This window comes from Pseudomonas sp. E315, assembly GCF_055406205.1.
Genome location: NZ_JBUZPJ010000022.1, coordinates 1 through 16,800, shown reverse-complemented (window position 1 = coordinate 16,800; position 16,800 = coordinate 1). Strand labels below are relative to the sequence as shown.

The window sequence follows — 16,800 nt, the reverse complement described above, 5'->3', positions numbered from 1 at the left end:
CATGTAAAACCTGAGCCACATCCTCAGGTCAGCCCACAAAGGTTTCCCGACATGAGCATCAGCTTCGATAAAGCGCTCGGTATCCATGAGCAAGCCCTTGGCTTTCGCGCCCAGCGCGCTGAAGTCCTGGCGAACAATATCGCCAACGCCGACACCCCGAACTACAAGGCTCGGGATCTGGATTTTGCTTCTGTGCTCGCTGCCCAGAACGACAAAAATCAGAACGGCACCTTTGCTTTGAACAAGACCAACAGCCGCCATATCGAAGCCCAAGGCCTGAGCAATGGCGACGAATCGCTGATGTATCGCACGCCGATGCAGCCGTCAATCGACCAGAACACCGTGGATGCTCAATTGGAGCAATCAAACTACGCAGAGAATGCGGTCAACTTCCAGGCCAGCTTCACCCTGCTCAACAGCAAATTCAAAGGGCTGGTATCAGCCCTGCGCGGAGAGTAATTCATGTCTCTAGCCAGTGTTTTCAATATTGCCGGTAGCGGCATGAGTGCCCAGACCACTCGCCTGAACACCGTTGCCAGTAACATCGCCAACGCCGAAACAGTCTCTTCGAGCATTGATCAGACCTACCGCGCACGTCACCCGGTATTCGCCACCATGTTCCAGGGCGCGCAAAACGGTACTGGCGATTCGCTGTTCCAGAACCAGGACGCAGCAGGCCAAGGCGTCCAAGTACTCGGCGTGGTTGAAGATCAAAGCAACCTTGAGGCCCGTTACGAGCCTAACCATCCTTCTGCCGACGCCAAGGGCTATGTCTACTACCCCAACGTCAACGTGGTTGAAGAAATGGCCGACATGATTTCTGCCAGTCGTTCGTTCCAGACCAATGCCGAAATGATGAACACCGCCAAAACCATGATGCAGAAGGTACTGACCCTCGGTCAGTGATAAGGGGCAACGCAAATGAGTGTGACCGATTCCACCAGCAGCCTGACCCTTAATCAGGTACTTGCCAACTCTGCCCAGACTGCGACCACTGACAACAGTTTGGCGGCGGCGTCCAAGGCCGTTGCGGGCAGCAGCAATTCGCTGGGCAAAGATGCCTTCTTGCAATTGCTGGTCACCCAGTTGAAAAACCAAAACCCGCTGGACCCGCAAGACAACACGGCGTTCGTCGCCCAGTTGGCGCAGTTCAGCAGTTTGGAAGGCATTACCACGCTCAATGACTCGGTAAACGCCATCACGGGTGGACTGCAGTCCTCACAAGCGTTGCAAGCCTCGTCGTTGGTAGGGCGCTCGGTGATTGTGCAAACCAACGAAGCCTACGTCGATCCCGCCAGCGAGAAGCCATTCAATGGCACCGTCGTGGTGAACGATGCGGACTCCAAGCCGACCATCACCATTACCGATGCGGACGGCGAAGTGGTCAGAACCATCGAGATGGGCACCCAGAAAGCGGGCAACGCCGACTTCACTTGGGATGGCAAAAATGATGACGGTGAACTGTTGCCCAAAGGCAACTACACGTTCACAGCATCGAGCAAAACAGACACCACAACCACGGCACTTACCACCTACCTGCCGGCCACGGTTAACAGCGTGACACTGAGTAAAACCGGTGGCGAAATCATGCTCAATCTCGCAGGTCTGGGCAGCATTGCCATGTCCAAAGTCCAGACCATTGGCCTCTAAGCCGACTCATACGCCTCAAGGAGAGAAACATGTCTTTTAATATCGGCCTTAGCGGCCTCTATGCGGCTAGCAAACAACTCGACGTCACGGGCAACAACATCGCCAACGTCGCGACCAGTGGCTTCAAATCTTCGCGTGCCGAGTTCTCCGACATCTACTCGGCCAGCAAGCTGGGCATTGGCAGCAAGACCATCGGCAGTGGTGTGAACCTGGCCAGCGTCTCGCAGAACTTTGGCCAAGGTGCAATCAACAACACTGGCAACTTGCTGGACATGGGTATTCAGGGCAGTGGCTTCTTCGTACTGAGTGACAACGGCTCCCTGAGCTACACCCGTGCTGGCACGTTCAAGGCTGACAAAGACGGCTTTGTTACCAACACGGACGGCACTGCACGTTTGCAAGGCTATGGCGTGGACGCTAACGGCAAGATCATCAACGGTATCTTGACTGACCTGCGCATTGACACCTCGAACCTTGCGCCCAAGGCGACGGGCACTGTTAGCTCCGAGATCAACTTGAACTCGACGTCTGATGTCATTGATACCGCGAACGTGAAGTTCGACCCGAATGACACCTCCACGTACAGCAAAAAATTCAGCACCACCATCTATGACACCCAGGGCAATCCGCACCCGATGGACCAGTACATGGTGAAAACGGGTTCTAATACGTGGGACACCTACACCCTGATTGATGGTCGCAACCCTGACGGCAGCCCGGTGACAGGCACCGGCGCCAAAGACCCAGTGGCTTCGACCATGGTTTTTGACACGGCGGGTGCGTTGGAAAGCGTTACCACTCCAAACCCGGACCCAACTCAGCCTGACATCGTCAGCAGCACGTTGACAGTGACCGACTGGATGCCGGGCGCTACAGTCAACGGCGATTGGGTGTCCAACGGCGCGGCGGCCAAAGATGGTGGTATTTCCATCAGCATGGCCAAAACCACTCAATACAACACCGATACCTCACGTAATCCGCCGACTCAAGACGGCTACGCAACCGGTCAGATCAACAACCTGACCATCGACGGTTCGGGTGTGATGTTTGCTAACTTCAGCAACAACCAAAGCCGCGCAATTGGTCAGATATCTTTGGCCAGCTTCACTAACGAGCAAGGCTTGCAACCCGTAGGCGGCACTGCCTGGAAAGAAACCTTCGCTTCGGGTCAGGCGGGTTACGACGCACCTAAAATCGGCTCGTTGGGCGCCATCCAGTCCAACTCGCTGGAAGACTCCAACGTCAACCTGACCAGCGAGTTGGTTGACCTGATCAAGGCCCAGAGCAACTATCAGGCTAACGCTAAAACCATCTCGACTCAAAGCACCATCATGCAGACCATCATTCAGATGGCCTGATGCTGGTTCGCCAGTCGCGGTAAACAAAAAGCCCCTCTCGTGAGGGGCTTTTTGCATCTGTCAGATCTTGTTTGGTCAGCATGCAGGTGCAAGCAGGCAGTAACCTGTGAGCCATTGACGGGTAGGGTGAGGTCGCAGCCTCCATAAAATTACAGATCATGGGCCTCGCGACAGCACTGCACTGGTTCGGTGCGACTCAAGACGTATTTACGACGAACTCCCCTCCGAAAAAAACAAAACCCCCGCCAAACCCAACTGCTGCCAGGGTTTAACGGGGGTTTTTAGTCAGGCGGTTAATCCGCCAGACGGCTCAGCTTATTGGCAAGCTTCGCAATCTGGCTCGTCAATCGCGCAAGCCTTTGGTACGGGTGCAGGGCCGGCAGGCGCGGCGGCTACGTCTTCGCTGTGGTTACTACACAATTCTAAGGTTTTTCTTATTAGGATTTAGGTTGTTTCTTATATTGTGACTCTTGTTTGCTTTAAATATTTAATGTGTGTTCTCTGAATAAAATCCATTTCCAAATTATAGTTTTTCATAAAGATCAACTATATACGGCTGCATTGTAGGGGTGTTTATTTCAACACGGCACACTAGATGTTTAATGCTCCGGATGGAGGGGGTAGTGTTTTTTGTTTGTAAGAAGTTTCCATGAGTTAAAAGAGGGTTGATGGAATTTGCGCTATATGTAGGAATGTTCTGAAATTTAACGTGTCGTTTTGACTTCGTGGCAAGGATTGGCTATTGGTTAAGGTGTGGTATTTAGAGTTTTTTGAGGTTTCACTATCGCGTGAGGTGCTATATGTCTAAAAATAATAAAGAAACTAAAGTGCCGGTTGTTAAAAAATTGATCCAAGAAAAATATTTGGACTAAATGGCAAAAATAAAAGAGTTGTTCTTGCCGTAACGAACTAAACACTTAATAAGGCGCGGTGTCTTTCGTTGGATTGGAAGGGGGCGCTTCTTTTGAGAGGTGTTTGTGGATTTTCCATTTAAAATTTCTGGCGATAAAGTAAGAGTAATTGATGTGGGCGCTTGCCTAGTACCTGAAGGCCCTCACTATAAAAATTTAATTGCTAGCAAAGCCTGCAGTGTTACGCTCGTTGAGCCTGATGTAACTGCTTCTGTATTGGATGTGGCGAGTGCTGTGGAGGCTGTCCATAATGTAGCGTTAGGAGATGGCAGTGTTGGCAATATGAATTTTTGCAAGTTACCGTCCTGTTCGTCGATGCTGCTGCCTAATAGGGAATGTTTAGAGTGCTATTCAGGTATGGAGTATTTCTATAGAGTTGAGAAAAAAATTTCTATTCAGACCTATAAAATGGATGATCTATTTCCAGAAGCAAATTTCGATTACATGGACCTAGATGTTCAGGGGTATGAGCTAGAGGTTTTGAAATTTGCTGGTAGGAATTTGAATAGTTTGTTGGGAGTGCATGTTGAAGTTTCATTTGTCGAAAAATATAAAGGCCAGCCGCTCTTTCGTGATGTGGATGTGTATTTGGCTTCTCGTAATTTTACATTTCATTGTTTTACAGGATACGGCACTCGCTCGCCCCGGAAAATAATAACCGATGGTAGTTCGGTTAATGGTTTGAATCAGTGGTTGTGGGCAGATGCATTTTATTTTCATCGGTTGGATGATGGGGAGTTTTGGCGTCACAAAAACCGCTTGATTAAATTGGCAAGTATTTTTCACTGTATATATGGTTCTTATGATTTTGCAGCTCATGCACTAAGGTTGCATGATGGCTGTGTGGGTAGTTTGTTTTTTGATAAATACATTGCTTGTTTGCGCGAAGCTGGTATCAGTGTTGAAAGTGGTGATGATGGAGATGAGTCATATTGGGAGAGTGTGGTCAGACGGTTAAACATTGTTTAGCGCAGCAAGGCGGTTTACTTTGCTTGGGAGGATATGAATATGTGCTGTGAGGATTTGGAGTTAAATGTATTAAGCTCTAGACTTTTACAAAGTACCATCGCGGCTAGGAAGGTGTTTGTTACGGGTGATATCAATGCAAAGATGGCGAAGGAGGTATTGCAACAATTATATGTGCTTGCACATATAAGTGATGAGCCTATTGTCGTATTCGTTAGCTCTCCTGGAGGTCATGTTGAGTCGGGAGATATGATCTACGATGCAATACGTTTTATTAAGCCTGTGGTTATAGTAGTCGGGTCAGGTTGGGTGGCTAGCGCGGCAGCTCTAATTTTTGTTGCGGCAGAAAAAGAAAATAGATTCTCATTGCCTAATACTAGATTTTTACTTCATCAACCTACTGGGGGGTTTCAAGGTAAGGCAATGGATTTTGACGCGTATGCAAAGGAAATCACATTAATGAAAGAACGGCTAAATAGAATTTTTTCTGATGCTACAGGCCAGCCTATTGAGAAAATACGGATGGATACGGACAAGGATTTTTGGTTAAGTGCGGAGGAAGCAGTTGAATATGGGCTTGTTCACAAAGTAATAGTACACGAATATGAAATGTACAAATAAAATAAGAAGATTGGTTCAAAATAAATATCATCAGTTGTTCGCAAGTGAGGTTGAAGTTGTATTTTGCTTGAGGCGTAATCGAGTGTATTCAATTTCAACGCTTGATAACTTGGGGTTTAATGAGCGCTTTGATCGTGTAACGTGTTTCTTAAATCCTTTATCAGGTCCTTGTTTTTTGGAGGGTGTTAGAGCTGGAGATGTCCTTGCTATAAGGATTTTGGATATTGGTGTTAGTCGGGATTTAGGGATATCTTCTCAAGGAATACTGCCCGAATTTATAAGTAAGAAGCACAGTAAGCCAGTCCTTGGCAAGGAGGTCGTTTATTGGGAAATCACAGGGGGTCATTGCTTTTCTGTATGTGATGCTGAATTTAGTCGGATCGAAGTTGAACAGGAGCTTATGGTGGGGTGCATTCGATGTTCAGATTTAGTCGATGAGGGGGCTTGTCTATCATCACTAGCTGCCGACGAGTTTGGAGGTAATTTAGATTGTAAGTTTTTTAAAAATGGCGCGACAGTTTACTTGCCTGTTACACACGATAGCGCTTTATTTTATATAGGGGATATTCACTTTAATCAGACTTTTGGCGAGGTAGGCGGTTCAGGAATTGAAGTGCCGGGAGAGGTTGTTTTTACCGTGGAAAAATGTGATAGACCTAAGCACAATAGTCTGCATGTAGAGGTTGAAGGTGTCATATATTTCTTAGGGGTAAGTGATGACATAACTCAAAGTATTTGTAATGCTTATGGGCATGCATTTGAAGCACTGGTTAATAGCAATGTTGTGGATGAACCGACGGCTCGACTTTTACTTGGGCATCGGGCGTTGTTATTGGTGATGAAGCTAGGAGTTCCTAATGTTGTGGTTGTAGGTGTTGATGTTAAGTATTTTTGATTAAGTGAGGTGCTTGAAATGTATGGTTCCGCTGTTTCGAGTTTGGAAATAGCACGTGTTGTGTTTGGCTCTCTATCGGATAGATTGTGGAAGAGCTTTGAATATTTACTGAGGGTTTTCGATAAAAAAGACAGTCGGCTATTTTATTTGTTGAATGAGTATCGCGGCTGTGAAAAGCTCCCGGCTTTATTTTTTGCAGCTCATGAGATTTTAGTGAATTATTATGTTCGTGGCGTTCCAGATAAGACTGATTTGTGTAAAAGAATGCTGAATTTAAGTAGCTGCGTACACTATAAAAACCTTGAAATAGTTCCTTTTTTTACAGGTAATGGATTGCAGGATGAAATTTGTTTGTCGGCGATTTACTCTGATATTAAAAGTGCTTATGGGGGGCGGATTGAAGTTGAAGGAGGGTTTCCGGCAATGCATAATGATTTTAATGATTTTCAGAAATCTAGGCTGTTGATGTGCAGGGCTTTGAAAATTATTAACAGTGCAGATGAGAATTTATACAAGGAGATTAATTTTGTAGTAGATGAAGTAAGGATTTTCAATAAAGGCTCTCTTCGAGCAGGTACTAACTTTAATACGCTAGGTGTAATTTATATAGGGTGTTGCTCGCCTTGCGATGATGTCTCTCGGTACATTGAGCATGTTGTGCACGAGGCTGCTCACACTTTATTGTATGCACACTGGACACAAGATCCACTTTTTAAAAATCATACTGAAAACCTGTACTTAACTCCATTTCGAAGGGGTAGTCGTCCCTTAAGCGCTATTTATCATGCAGCATTTGTATTGGCGAGGACTATTTATGTGTTTGACAAAATATATAAATCAAACTCCTGTGCGTTAGATTTTAGTCGCGTGCGCACGAACTATAATGAACGGGGGAATGATGCGCCTTTTAAAGATAAGTTTTTACAAACATTAGATGTGATTTGTAGGAATGCAATGCTGACAGAGTATGGGCGGTCTTTGATAGAGTCGTGTCAAAAAATAGTAGAAGAGTGTCAGGTTGAAATTTAAATCAGTAGTGGGGGTGGTGTAATTGCTTTTTTATTCTTGGTTGTTGATGCTGTCAGGATGGTGTGTCTGACTTATTATGCGTTTCAAGATTTAAATTCATTTGTGCTTGCGCTTTCTATTGTCTAGTTATTTGTCGGTGTCTGTTTGCTTTTAAATGATTTGCGGCTAGTACGTGATAGGGGTATTGAGTAACTGGGGTTGTAGTAGGGTTGAATGTGTTGGCTTTATGTTTGTGGATTGATCTCTTTACGTTGATTGGTTGGCTTGTCGGTTATTGGGTAATTAAATATTTTATGCCTTTTTTATCCGTTGTGGTTTCGAGTGGGTCGGTATTGTTATCACTTTTGTATTTCAAAAAAATGGTTTTTTAGGTGTATTGCTTGCCGTAGGGGTGTTGTTGGTTACGATTTTTATATCGAGTTTTCATGGAGTGGTGTCTGAGTCTCAGTAATATAATGAGGATGGGGTATCGGCTTATGTTGGCTTTGCATTATCTGTTATCTGTTATCTGTTATCTGTTATCTGTTATCTGTTATCTGTTATCTGTGGAATCTCCATGTTTTTAAATGCACAGTTGTCTGCGAAGTCTTGACCGGCTAAATCAATTTCCCCCGTTAATAACTATATGTCTTGCGCTTCCCCTATTTTCACCATGGTTTTTCAGGTCGTTTTTTTTTTTTGAGTTGATAATAAATGAGGTAGTTGAGCAGGCTCATTTTTAAATGCGTTCTTATTGACTATCTTGGGGCTTATTCAATTTAGAGGCACTAGGCCGAAGAAGTGATGGTTTCCATTCAAGTTATGAGCAAAAACCCCCGCCAAACCCAACTGCTGCCAGGGTTTAACGGGGGTTTTTAGTCAGGCGGTTAATCCGCCTGACGGCTCAGCTTATTGGCAAGCTTCGCAATCTGGCTCGTCAATCGCGCAAGCCTTTGGTACGGGTGCAGGGCCGGCAGGCGCGGCGGCTACGTCTTCGCTGTGGTTGCCACTCGATACAGCGTTGAGTTTGCCTGTGTTGACGGTGGACTTCTCGGTGCTGGTCGCCGCCAGGGCGCGGAGGTAGTAAGTGGTTTTCAGGCCACGGTACCAAGCCATGCGGTAGGTCACGTCCAGCTTTTTGCCCGAAGCGCCAGCAATGTACAGGTTCAGCGATTGAGCCTGGTCGATCCACTTCTGGCGGCGGCTGGCGGCGTCAACGATCCACTTGGTGTCCACTTCAAACGCTGTGGCGTAAAGCTCTTTGAGCTCTTGCGGGATGCGTTCGATCTGCTGCACGGAACCGTCGTAGTACTTGAGGTCGTTGATCATGACCGAGTCCCACAGGCCGCGAGCCTTGAGGTCGCGAACCAGGTACGGGTTGATCACGGTGAATTCGCCCGACAGGTTCGATTTCACGTACAGGTTCTGATAGGTCGGTTCGATCGACTGCGATACGCCAGTGATGTTGGCGATGGTGGCGGTCGGTGCGATGGCCATGATGTTGGAGTTACGAATGCCTTTTTGTACACGGGCGCGAACCGGTGCCCAGTCCAGGGATTCGTTCAGGTCAACGTCGATGTACTTCTGGCCGCGTTGCTCGATCAGGATCTGTTGCGAATCCAGTGGCAGGATGCCCTTAGACCACAGCGAGCCTTGGAATGTCTCGTAAGCGCCACGTTCGTCGGCCAGGTCGCAGGAGGCCTGAATCGCGTAATAGCTGACCGCTTCCATCGACTTGTCAGCAAATTCGACAGCCGCTTGCGATGCGTACGGAATGTGTTGCAGGTACAGAGCGTCCTGGAAACCCATGATCCCCAAGCCCACTGGACGGTGCTTGAAGTTGGAGTTACGCGCTTGCGGTACCGAGTAGTAGTTGATGTCGATAACGTTATCGAGCATGCGTACAGCGACGTCGATGGTGCGCTTGAGCTTGGCGGTATCAAGCTTGCCGTCAACGATGTGGTTCGGCAGGTTGATCGAACCCAGGTTGCAGACTGCGATTTCGTCCTTGTTGGTGTTCAAGGTGATCTCGGTGCACAGGTTCGAGCTGTGAACCACGCCCACGTGTTGCTGCGGGCTGCGCAGGTTGCACGGGTCTTTGAAGGTCAGCCAAGGGTGGCCGGTTTCAAACAGCATGGACAGCATTTTGCGCCACAGGTCTTTAGCCTGAATGGTCTTGAACAGCTTGATTTTGCCCGGGTACTGGGACAGTGCTTCGTAGTACTCGTAACGCTCTTCGAAGGCCTTGCCGGTCAGGTCGTGCAGATCCGGTACTTCGGATGGCGAGAACAGGGTCCACGGGCCGTCATCGAAGACGCGCTTCATGAACAGGTCAGGGATCCAGTTGGCGGTGTTCATGTCGTGGGTACGACGACGATCATCACCAGTGTTTTTGCGCAGCTCGATGAACTCTTCGATGTCCATGTGCCAGGTTTCAAGGTAAGCACATACAGCACCTTTGCGCTTGCCGCCCTGGTTAACAGCAACAGCGGTGTCGTTCACGACTTTGAGGAACGGAACAACGCCCTGGGATTTGCCGTTGGTGCCTTTGATCCACGAACCCAATGCACGTACTGGCGTCCAGTCGTTGCCCAGGCCGCCTGCGAATTTGGACAGCATGGCGTTGTCGTGAATCGCGTGGTAGATGCCCGACAGGTCATCCGGCACGGTGGTCAGGTAGCAGCTGGACAGCTGCGGGCGCTGAGTACCGGCGTTGAACAGGGTTGGGGTCGACGACATGTAGTCGAAAGACGACAACAGGTTGTAGAACTCAATGGCACGGTCTTCTTTTTGCTTCTCTTCGATCGCCAGGCCCATGGCCACGCGCATGAAGAAGATCTGCGGCAGTTCAAAACGCACGCCATCCTTGTGGATGAAGTAACGGTCGTACAGGGTTTGCAGGCCCAGGTAGGTGAACTGCTGATCGCGCTCGTGGTTGATTGCCTTGCCCAGTTTTTCCAGGTCGAAGGTTGCCAGCGTCGGGTTCAGCAGGTCGAACTCGATACCCTTGGCGATGTACGCAGGCAGTGCCTTGGCGTACAGGTCGGCCATTTCGTGGTGCGTTGCGCTGTCTGCCACGTTGAGGAAGCTCAAGCCTTCGGCACGCAAGGTGTCCATCAGCAGGCGAGCGGTTACGAACGAGTAGTTAGGCTCGCGCTCTACCAGGGTGCGGGCAGTCATCACCAGGGCGGTGTTGACGTCGCTCAGGGCTACGCCGTCGTAGAGGTTTTTCAGGGTTTCGCGTTGGATCAGGTCGCCATCGACTTCGGCCAGACCTTCGCAGGCCTCGGTCACGATGGTGTTCAGGCGGCCCATGTCCAGCGGCGCGAAAGTGCCGTCGGCGCGGGTGATGCGGATCGATGGGTGAGCTTGTACTGCGTCTTCAGCAGGTGCGCGAGTGGCGCGTTCTTTGGCGCGCGAGTCACGGTAGATCACGTAGTCGCGAGCGACTTTTTGCTCACCGGCACGCATCAGGGCCAGTTCAACCTGGTCCTGGATTTCTTCGATGTGGATTGTGCCGCCCGAAGGCATGCGACGCTTGAACGTGGCGCTGACTTGTTCGGTCAGGCGCGCAACAGTGTCATGAATGCGTGACGAGGCGGCAGCATTGCCGCCTTCAACTGCGAGAAACGCTTTGGTGATGGCGACGGTGATCTTGTCATCGGTGTAAGGAACAACAGTCCCGTTACGCTTGATCACGCGCAATTGGCCAGGCGCGGTCGCAGCTAGATCCAGATTTGAATCAGAACCCTGCGAATTCTCGCGAGTTGTGTCGGTTTGCATGGGGGGGTGTCTCCACATTCTCTATGTTTGTTTGGGCGCCTTAAAAAGGTGCCCACCGTTCCATCCGAAGCGCTACAACCGGGCTTGACTCGGTATACAGACCTCGAAGGTACAGAAGGGGTTTTTTGGCCGCTTCCTGCGAAGTCCTGGGTTTCAACGTACTACCAGAAACTGTGTTCCAAATGGATGGCAGCCATGCCTTGGGCGCTGCAACATCCGGACCGTTTTCGTGCTTTTAGACCGGAAACCGTCATCCAGCCGCATGGGCGGTTGGAGTGTTTAAAAAACGTTTTTGTCAACCAAACTGGCGTTAGAAAAGAACTTGAAATTCCTAACTGAGTTGTGTTTGGTTTTTTTGCTTAAAACCCCATATATGGTGTCCATAAGCAGAATTTATACAAGATATGTGTTTTGGCGGCCTTGTGCAACGTGGGATCTTCGCTTGAATCCGTGGCTAGTTTGTGTATGAAAGCTTAAAAAACGGCGTAGGCCGCACGGGCTCTGCGTCAGACCGTTTGTCACCAAATTTTGCAGGATTACGCTGTCTGTACAGAATTTTAAGGGCGCGAACCCTACCACAAAAAACAGCGCTGTCCGAACGCATTTTCGAGCGGGCGCAAAGATAGGAAAGGTCAAGCAGATATTGGCATGAAGACGTGTCGCAAAGGCCACTCAGGGCCTTTGCGGCAATTGAGCGAAATTACAGCAGCTCGAAGCTGTTTTGCTGCACGTTTTGCGAATCCAGACCAATCTGCACGTTAAATTCGCCCGGCTCTGCGGCGTATTTGAGCTGGCTGTTGTAAAACTTCAAGTCGTTTTCATCGAGGGTGAACTGAACAACTTTTTGCTCGCCCGCCTTGAGCATGACCTTTTGGAAGTTTTTCAGCTCTTTGACCGGACGACTCATGGACGCGGCGACGTCCCGAATGTACAGCTGCACAACTGTTTCGCCCTCGCGCTTGCCGGTATTTTTCAGCGTCACGCTGGCAGTCAAGGTGGCGCCGGGTTTTAAGGTTTTGGCGGACAGGCTCACAGCGGACAGGCTGAAGTCGGTGTAACTCAGGCCGTAGCCGAACGGATAGAGCGCGGTGTTCGGTTCGTCAAAATACTGTGAAGTGTAGTTGCCCGGCTTGCCCGGTGTGAAAGGGCGGCCAATGCTCAGGTGACTGTAATAGGTAGGGATCTGCCCTACAGAACGTGGGAAGGTAATCGGCAGTTTGCCTGAGGGGTTGTAGTCGCCAAATAGCACGTCAGCGATGGCATTGCCGCCTTCGGTGCCGCTGAACCAGGTTTCCAGCACGGCATCAGCTTGCTGCTGTTGCACGTCGATTGACAGCGGGCGGCCATTCATCAGCACCAGCACCAAAGGTTTGCCGGTGGCCTTCAGAGCGCTGATCAGTGCGCGCTGGCTGGCGGGAATGTCGAGATGGGTACGGCTAGACGATTCGTGGGACATACCCCGCGACTCACCCACAACTGCGACTACTACATCGGCTTGTTGCGCCGCTTTTACCGCTTCATCAATCATCACCTGCGCCGGGCGCGGGTCGTTGACCACTTCTGGGGCGTCGAAATTGAGGAAGTTAAGGTAATCGACGATTTTCTGATCGTCGGTGATGTTGGCGCCACGGGCATACATCAACGTGCCTTGTTGGCCGAGGGCATTGCGCATGCCGTCATACACGGTGACCGATTGCGCAGGCACACCGGCAGCGGCCCAACTGCCCATCATGTCGATTGGAGCTTTGGCCAGCGGGCCAACCAAAGCAATGCGCGCCTGCTTGTTCAGCGGCAGCGTTTGGGACTGGTTTTTTAACAACACCAGACTTTTACGTGCCACTTCACGGGCTTCAGCGCGGTGCAGTCGGCTTTCGGCATTGGTGTCGGCGGGATCATCTTGCGCCTTGCCGATTCGCAGGTACGGGTCTGCAAAAAGGCCCATATCGTATTTAGCGCCGAGCACCTCGCGCACCGCGTTGTCCAGATCACTTAGCGGCACTTCGCCAGACTTGATGAGGTCTGGCAATTGCTCGCCGTAAACCGAGTCATTCATGCTCATGTCGATGCCGGCTTTTATCGCCAGCTTGGCGGCCTCACGATCATCTTTGGCGACGCCGTGGCGGATGAGCTCGATAATCGCGCCGTGGTCACTGACCGCGACCCCTTTAAAGCCCCAATCCTTGCGCAGCAGGTCTTGCATCAGCCACATGTTGGAAGTGGCGGGCACGCCATTGATTGAGTTCAACGCGACCATGACTCCGCCCGCACCGGCCTCAATAGCGGCGCGGTAGGGCGGCAGGTAATCCTGAAACATGCGCACCGGGCTCATGTCGACGGTGTTGTAGTCTCGCCCGCCTTCTACGGCGCCATACAAGGCGAAGTGTTTAACACTGGCCATGATGTTGCCGGGCAGGGCCGGCGACGCGCCTTGATACGCTTGCACCATGACTTTGGCGATACGCGACACTAAATAGGTGTCTTCACCAAAGCCTTCGGAGGTCCTACCCCAGCGAGGGTCGCGGGCGATGTCCACCATTGGTGCAAATGTCAGGTCGATACTGTCGGCGCTGGCCTCTTTGGCCGCTACGCGACCGCTCAAGGCGATAGCATCCATATCCCAACTGGACGCCAACCCCAGGCTGATCGGGAAAATGGTGCGATGGCCGTGAATCACGTCATAGGCAAAAAACATCGGGATCTTCAGGCGGCTGCGTTGAGCGGCGTCCTGCATCGGGCGGTTTTCGTCTCGAGTAATCGAGTTAAACGTTCCACCGATGCGGCCTGCGGCGATCTCTTTGCGAATCATCTCGCGAGGCATTTCTGGGCCGATACTGATCAGGCGCAGCTGGCCGATCTTTTCATCGACGGTCATTTGCTTGAGCAAATTGGCGACAAACACATCTTTAGGTGGCAGTACCGTTGTTGGCGTTTGGGCCAACACGGATTGACTGGCCAGGCTGAGGGCGATGCCCAGCAAACACAGAGTTTTCATTAAGTTCTTCTACGCAGCCGCTCACTTAAAGCGAGGGTAAACCCGCGCATTCGAAGCGATCGTTGTTCAAGGCTCTGTACGAAATGTATCTGCGCTCGGTTTTACGGCGTTGCAAACAGGCTCGAAAGCATTTCGTACAGCCCCCAGGTTGGATGTGCAGACGGCTTAATTAAAAATTTGCCCTATCTTTAACTAAGCAATCCCACATGGAAGGCAGTCTTTTAGCTGATTCGCCATGCGCAATCCAGTGTTGGCCCAAGATATTGAGTGGCAGGTGGGAGTTTTTGAGCCGTGCATGTGGTCTATGCACGTAAGCGGGTTAATTTGGAGCGTCAGACGTATGCAGATAAAAAGCGCAAAAATCGTGGGATGGAAAGTCATCGCGCTGCTAGCCCTGAGCAGTGTGCTCGCAGGGTGCGGAATCAACACCATCCCCACGCTCGACGAGCAGGTCAAGGCGGCATGGTCGCAAGTGCAGAACCAATACCAGCGTCGCTCGGACTTGATTCCCAATCTGGTTGAGACGGTCAAGGGCGCGGCCAAGCAAGAGCAGGCAACACTGACCGCGGTAATTGAAGCGCGGGCCAAGGCCACGTCGATTCAAGTCGATGCCAGCACCTTGAACAACCCGGAAAAACTCAAACAGTTTCAGGAAGCACAAAACCAGCTGACAGGGGCGTTGAGTCGCTTGATGGTGGTGTCTGAGCGTTACCCGGATCTGAAATCAAACCAGAATTTCCTGTCGCTGCAATCGCAGCTTGAAGGCACAGAAAACCGTATCAGCGTGGCGCGTCGCGATTTCATCCTTGCGGTTGAACGCTACAACACCGAGATCCGCACCTTCCCGGGTCGTCTGTGGCATGCCGTGATGTACAGCGACTTGCCGATTCGCCCGACGTTTGAAGCCACCAGCCCGGATGCTGACAAAGCACCTGAAGTGAAGTTTTAAACATCAACCCAAGGCTTTGTAGTCGCAGCCGAAGGCTGTGAGAAGGATCGAAGGGTCTTTAATAACGTCATTGCAGCCTACGACAGCGACTACAAGGCCCACGTTTCAACTCCCGAGGTGCTGATGCGCGTATCAAAATTGGGGCTTGGCCTGTTGCTTTGGCTATTTATAGCCACCGCTCAGGCGTTGACCTTTCCCACGCTGAGTGGGCGCGTTGTGGATGACGGGCAGATGCTCGATCCCGCTACGCAACAGCAATTAAGCCAAACCCTGGCCGCTCACGAAAAAGCCACGGGTGAGCAAGTGGTGGTGGTTACCGTGCCGGACTTGCAAGGCACCACCATTGAAGATTTCGGTTACCAATTGGGCCGCGCGTGGGGTATCGGGCAAAAAGATCAAAACAACGGTGCCTTACTGATCGTTGCACGTGATGATCGCAAACTGCGGATTGAGGTCGGCTATGGCCTGGAAGACCGTCTGACTGACGCGCAGTCTTCAGTGATCATCAATCAAGTGATCACCCCGGCATTCAAATCGGGCAACTTCAGCCAAGGGATCAGCGATGGTGTGGGCGCCATACTGCAAGTGCTCGGTGGCGATCCCTTGGCTCAAGCATCCTATGCAACGGGGCAGGGTGACGGCAGCGATTTTGTGGCCGAACACCCCGGCGTGGTCTTGCTGCTGTTTGTGTTGTTCGTGCTGGTGGTTGCTGCTTGCCAGTTCTATGGCATCTGCAACGCGGGCGGTGGCGGTGGTTCACGCTCTGGTGGATTTGGCGGCGGTGGTTTCGGCGGCGGGGGAGGCGGTGGAGGTTTTCGCGGCGGTGGCGGCAGCTTTGGCGGCGGTGGAGCGTCTGGCGGCTGGTAATTCAACTCACTCAACGAGCATTTATACCCATGGCTTTATTGACGCAACAGCAACAACAACAGGTCGCTGACGCGGTGGCCCGTGCCGAACAGCACACCGACGCCGAAATTGTCACCGTGCTAGCACCGCGTGCGGATGACTACAGCTACATCCCACTGCTGTGGGCCAGCCTGATCGCCTTGCTGGTGCCAGCACTGGTGCACTTTTTGATGGGCGGCTTGCAGATTTATTCCTTGCTGATGCTGCAATGGGCGAGCTTTGTGTTTCTCAGTCTGATCTTTCGCATACCTGCGATCACCACCCGCCTGATCCCACCCCGTGTGCGGCATTGGCGTGCCAGTAACCTGGCGCGGCGTCAGTTTCTTGAGCAAAAATTGCACCACACCCAAGGCCGTACCGGCGTACTGATTTTTGTCAGTGAGGCTGAGCGTTATGTCGAGATCTTAGTGGATGAGGGTATTTCACAGCATCTGGATGACAGCGAATGGGGCACTATCGTCAGCGACTTCACGCGCCGTGTAGCGCTGGGTCATACCGCTGAAGGCTTTATCGCCTGCATTGATGCTTGCGCTCAATTGCTCGCACAACACGTGCCCAGAACCCAGCCACGTAACCAATTACCGAATCGGTTGGTGATGTTGTAATCGGCAATTGCCAGGAAGTGATTGCACCGGCATTGCCTCCTAAATGTCGGAGGCTCATAGTGTGCTGTTCTCGAAATAACTTTTCTGCGGTCTTGGCTACACTTCCTCTGTCATTCAGCGCTCGGGGGAACGCAAGTGAACGCCCAAGAGATTGTC

General features: G+C 51.0%; 13 protein-coding genes. 11 read left to right on the top strand and 2 right to left on the bottom strand.

Annotation, left to right across the window (positions count from 1 at the left end; translation table 11 throughout):
- Positions 1 to 51 precede the first annotated feature (51 nt).
- From flgB to ACZRJQ_RS21230, 8 genes are all read left to right on the top strand, one after another.
- Complete coding sequence (gene flgB / locus ACZRJQ_RS21265; protein ID WP_463980267.1) at positions 52 to 459, top strand: flagellar basal body rod protein FlgB; 408 nt, start codon at positions 52 to 54, stop codon at positions 457 to 459.
- 3 nt (positions 460 to 462) lie between these two features.
- Positions 463 to 906, top strand: a complete 444-nt coding sequence (gene flgC, locus ACZRJQ_RS21260; RefSeq protein WP_047276817.1) for a flagellar basal body rod protein FlgC — start codon at positions 463 to 465, stop codon at positions 904 to 906.
- Between the two features lie 15 nt (positions 907 to 921).
- Complete coding sequence (gene flgD / locus ACZRJQ_RS21255) at positions 922 to 1,650, top strand: flagellar hook assembly protein FlgD (protein WP_463980266.1); 729 nt, start codon at positions 922 to 924, stop codon at positions 1,648 to 1,650.
- A gap of 29 nt (positions 1,651 to 1,679) precedes the next feature.
- Positions 1,680 to 3,008: a flagellar hook protein FlgE gene (gene flgE / locus ACZRJQ_RS21250; RefSeq protein WP_463980265.1), complete on the top strand. Its 1,329-nt coding sequence runs from the start codon at positions 1,680 to 1,682 to the stop codon at positions 3,006 to 3,008.
- Positions 3,009 to 3,985: 977 nt separating this feature from the next.
- Complete coding sequence (locus tag ACZRJQ_RS21245) at positions 3,986 to 4,888, top strand: FkbM family methyltransferase (protein ID WP_463980264.1); 903 nt, start codon at positions 3,986 to 3,988, stop codon at positions 4,886 to 4,888.
- Between the two features lie 39 nt (positions 4,889 to 4,927).
- Positions 4,928 to 5,506: an ATP-dependent Clp protease proteolytic subunit gene (locus tag ACZRJQ_RS21240; protein WP_463980263.1), complete on the top strand. Its 579-nt coding sequence runs from the start codon at positions 4,928 to 4,930 to the stop codon at positions 5,504 to 5,506.
- Complete coding sequence (locus ACZRJQ_RS21235; RefSeq protein WP_463980262.1) at positions 5,490 to 6,401, top strand: acetamidase/formamidase family protein; 912 nt, start codon at positions 5,490 to 5,492, stop codon at positions 6,399 to 6,401. Before ACZRJQ_RS21240 ends, ACZRJQ_RS21235 begins: the two co-directional genes overlap by 17 nt.
- Positions 6,402 to 6,419: 18 nt before the next feature.
- Positions 6,420 to 7,430, top strand: a complete 1,011-nt coding sequence (locus ACZRJQ_RS21230; protein ID WP_463980261.1) for an aKG-HExxH-type peptide beta-hydroxylase — start codon at positions 6,420 to 6,422, stop codon at positions 7,428 to 7,430.
- Positions 7,431 to 8,318: 888 nt separating this feature from the next.
- On the opposite strand, the gene ACZRJQ_RS21225 is transcribed toward ACZRJQ_RS21230, so the two are convergent.
- Together ACZRJQ_RS21225 and bglX are read right to left on the bottom strand one after the other, a co-directional pair.
- The gene (locus tag ACZRJQ_RS21225; RefSeq protein ID WP_463980260.1) at positions 8,319 to 11,192 is read right to left on the bottom strand and encodes a ribonucleoside-diphosphate reductase subunit alpha; all 2,874 of its coding nucleotides are present in this window, start codon (positions 11,190 to 11,192) and stop codon (positions 8,319 to 8,321) included.
- 700 nt (positions 11,193 to 11,892) lie between these two features.
- Entirely contained in the window at positions 11,893 to 14,184 is a 2,292-nt protein-coding gene (bglX, locus tag ACZRJQ_RS21220; RefSeq protein WP_463980259.1) for a beta-glucosidase BglX, read from the bottom strand.
- A 340-nt stretch (positions 14,185 to 14,524) separates the two neighbouring features.
- Between bglX and ACZRJQ_RS21215 the strand changes: the two genes are divergently transcribed.
- The 3 genes from ACZRJQ_RS21215 (at position 14,525) to ACZRJQ_RS21205 (ending at position 16,644) form a co-directional block, all read left to right on the top strand.
- Positions 14,525 to 15,133 carry a LemA family protein gene (locus ACZRJQ_RS21215; RefSeq protein ID WP_463980258.1) on the top strand — a complete coding sequence of 203 codons (609 nt, stop codon included), beginning with the start codon at positions 14,525 to 14,527 and terminating at the stop codon, positions 15,131 to 15,133.
- A 123-nt stretch (positions 15,134 to 15,256) separates the two neighbouring features.
- On the top strand, positions 15,257 to 16,000 hold the full coding sequence (locus ACZRJQ_RS21210) for a TPM domain-containing protein (RefSeq protein ID WP_463980257.1): 744 nt from the start codon (positions 15,257 to 15,259) through the stop codon (positions 15,998 to 16,000).
- Positions 16,001 to 16,029: 29 nt separating this feature from the next.
- The gene (locus ACZRJQ_RS21205; protein ID WP_463980256.1) at positions 16,030 to 16,644 is read left to right on the top strand and encodes a TPM domain-containing protein; all 615 of its coding nucleotides are present in this window, start codon (positions 16,030 to 16,032) and stop codon (positions 16,642 to 16,644) included.
- The last annotated feature ends 156 nt before the right edge of the window (positions 16,645 to 16,800 follow it).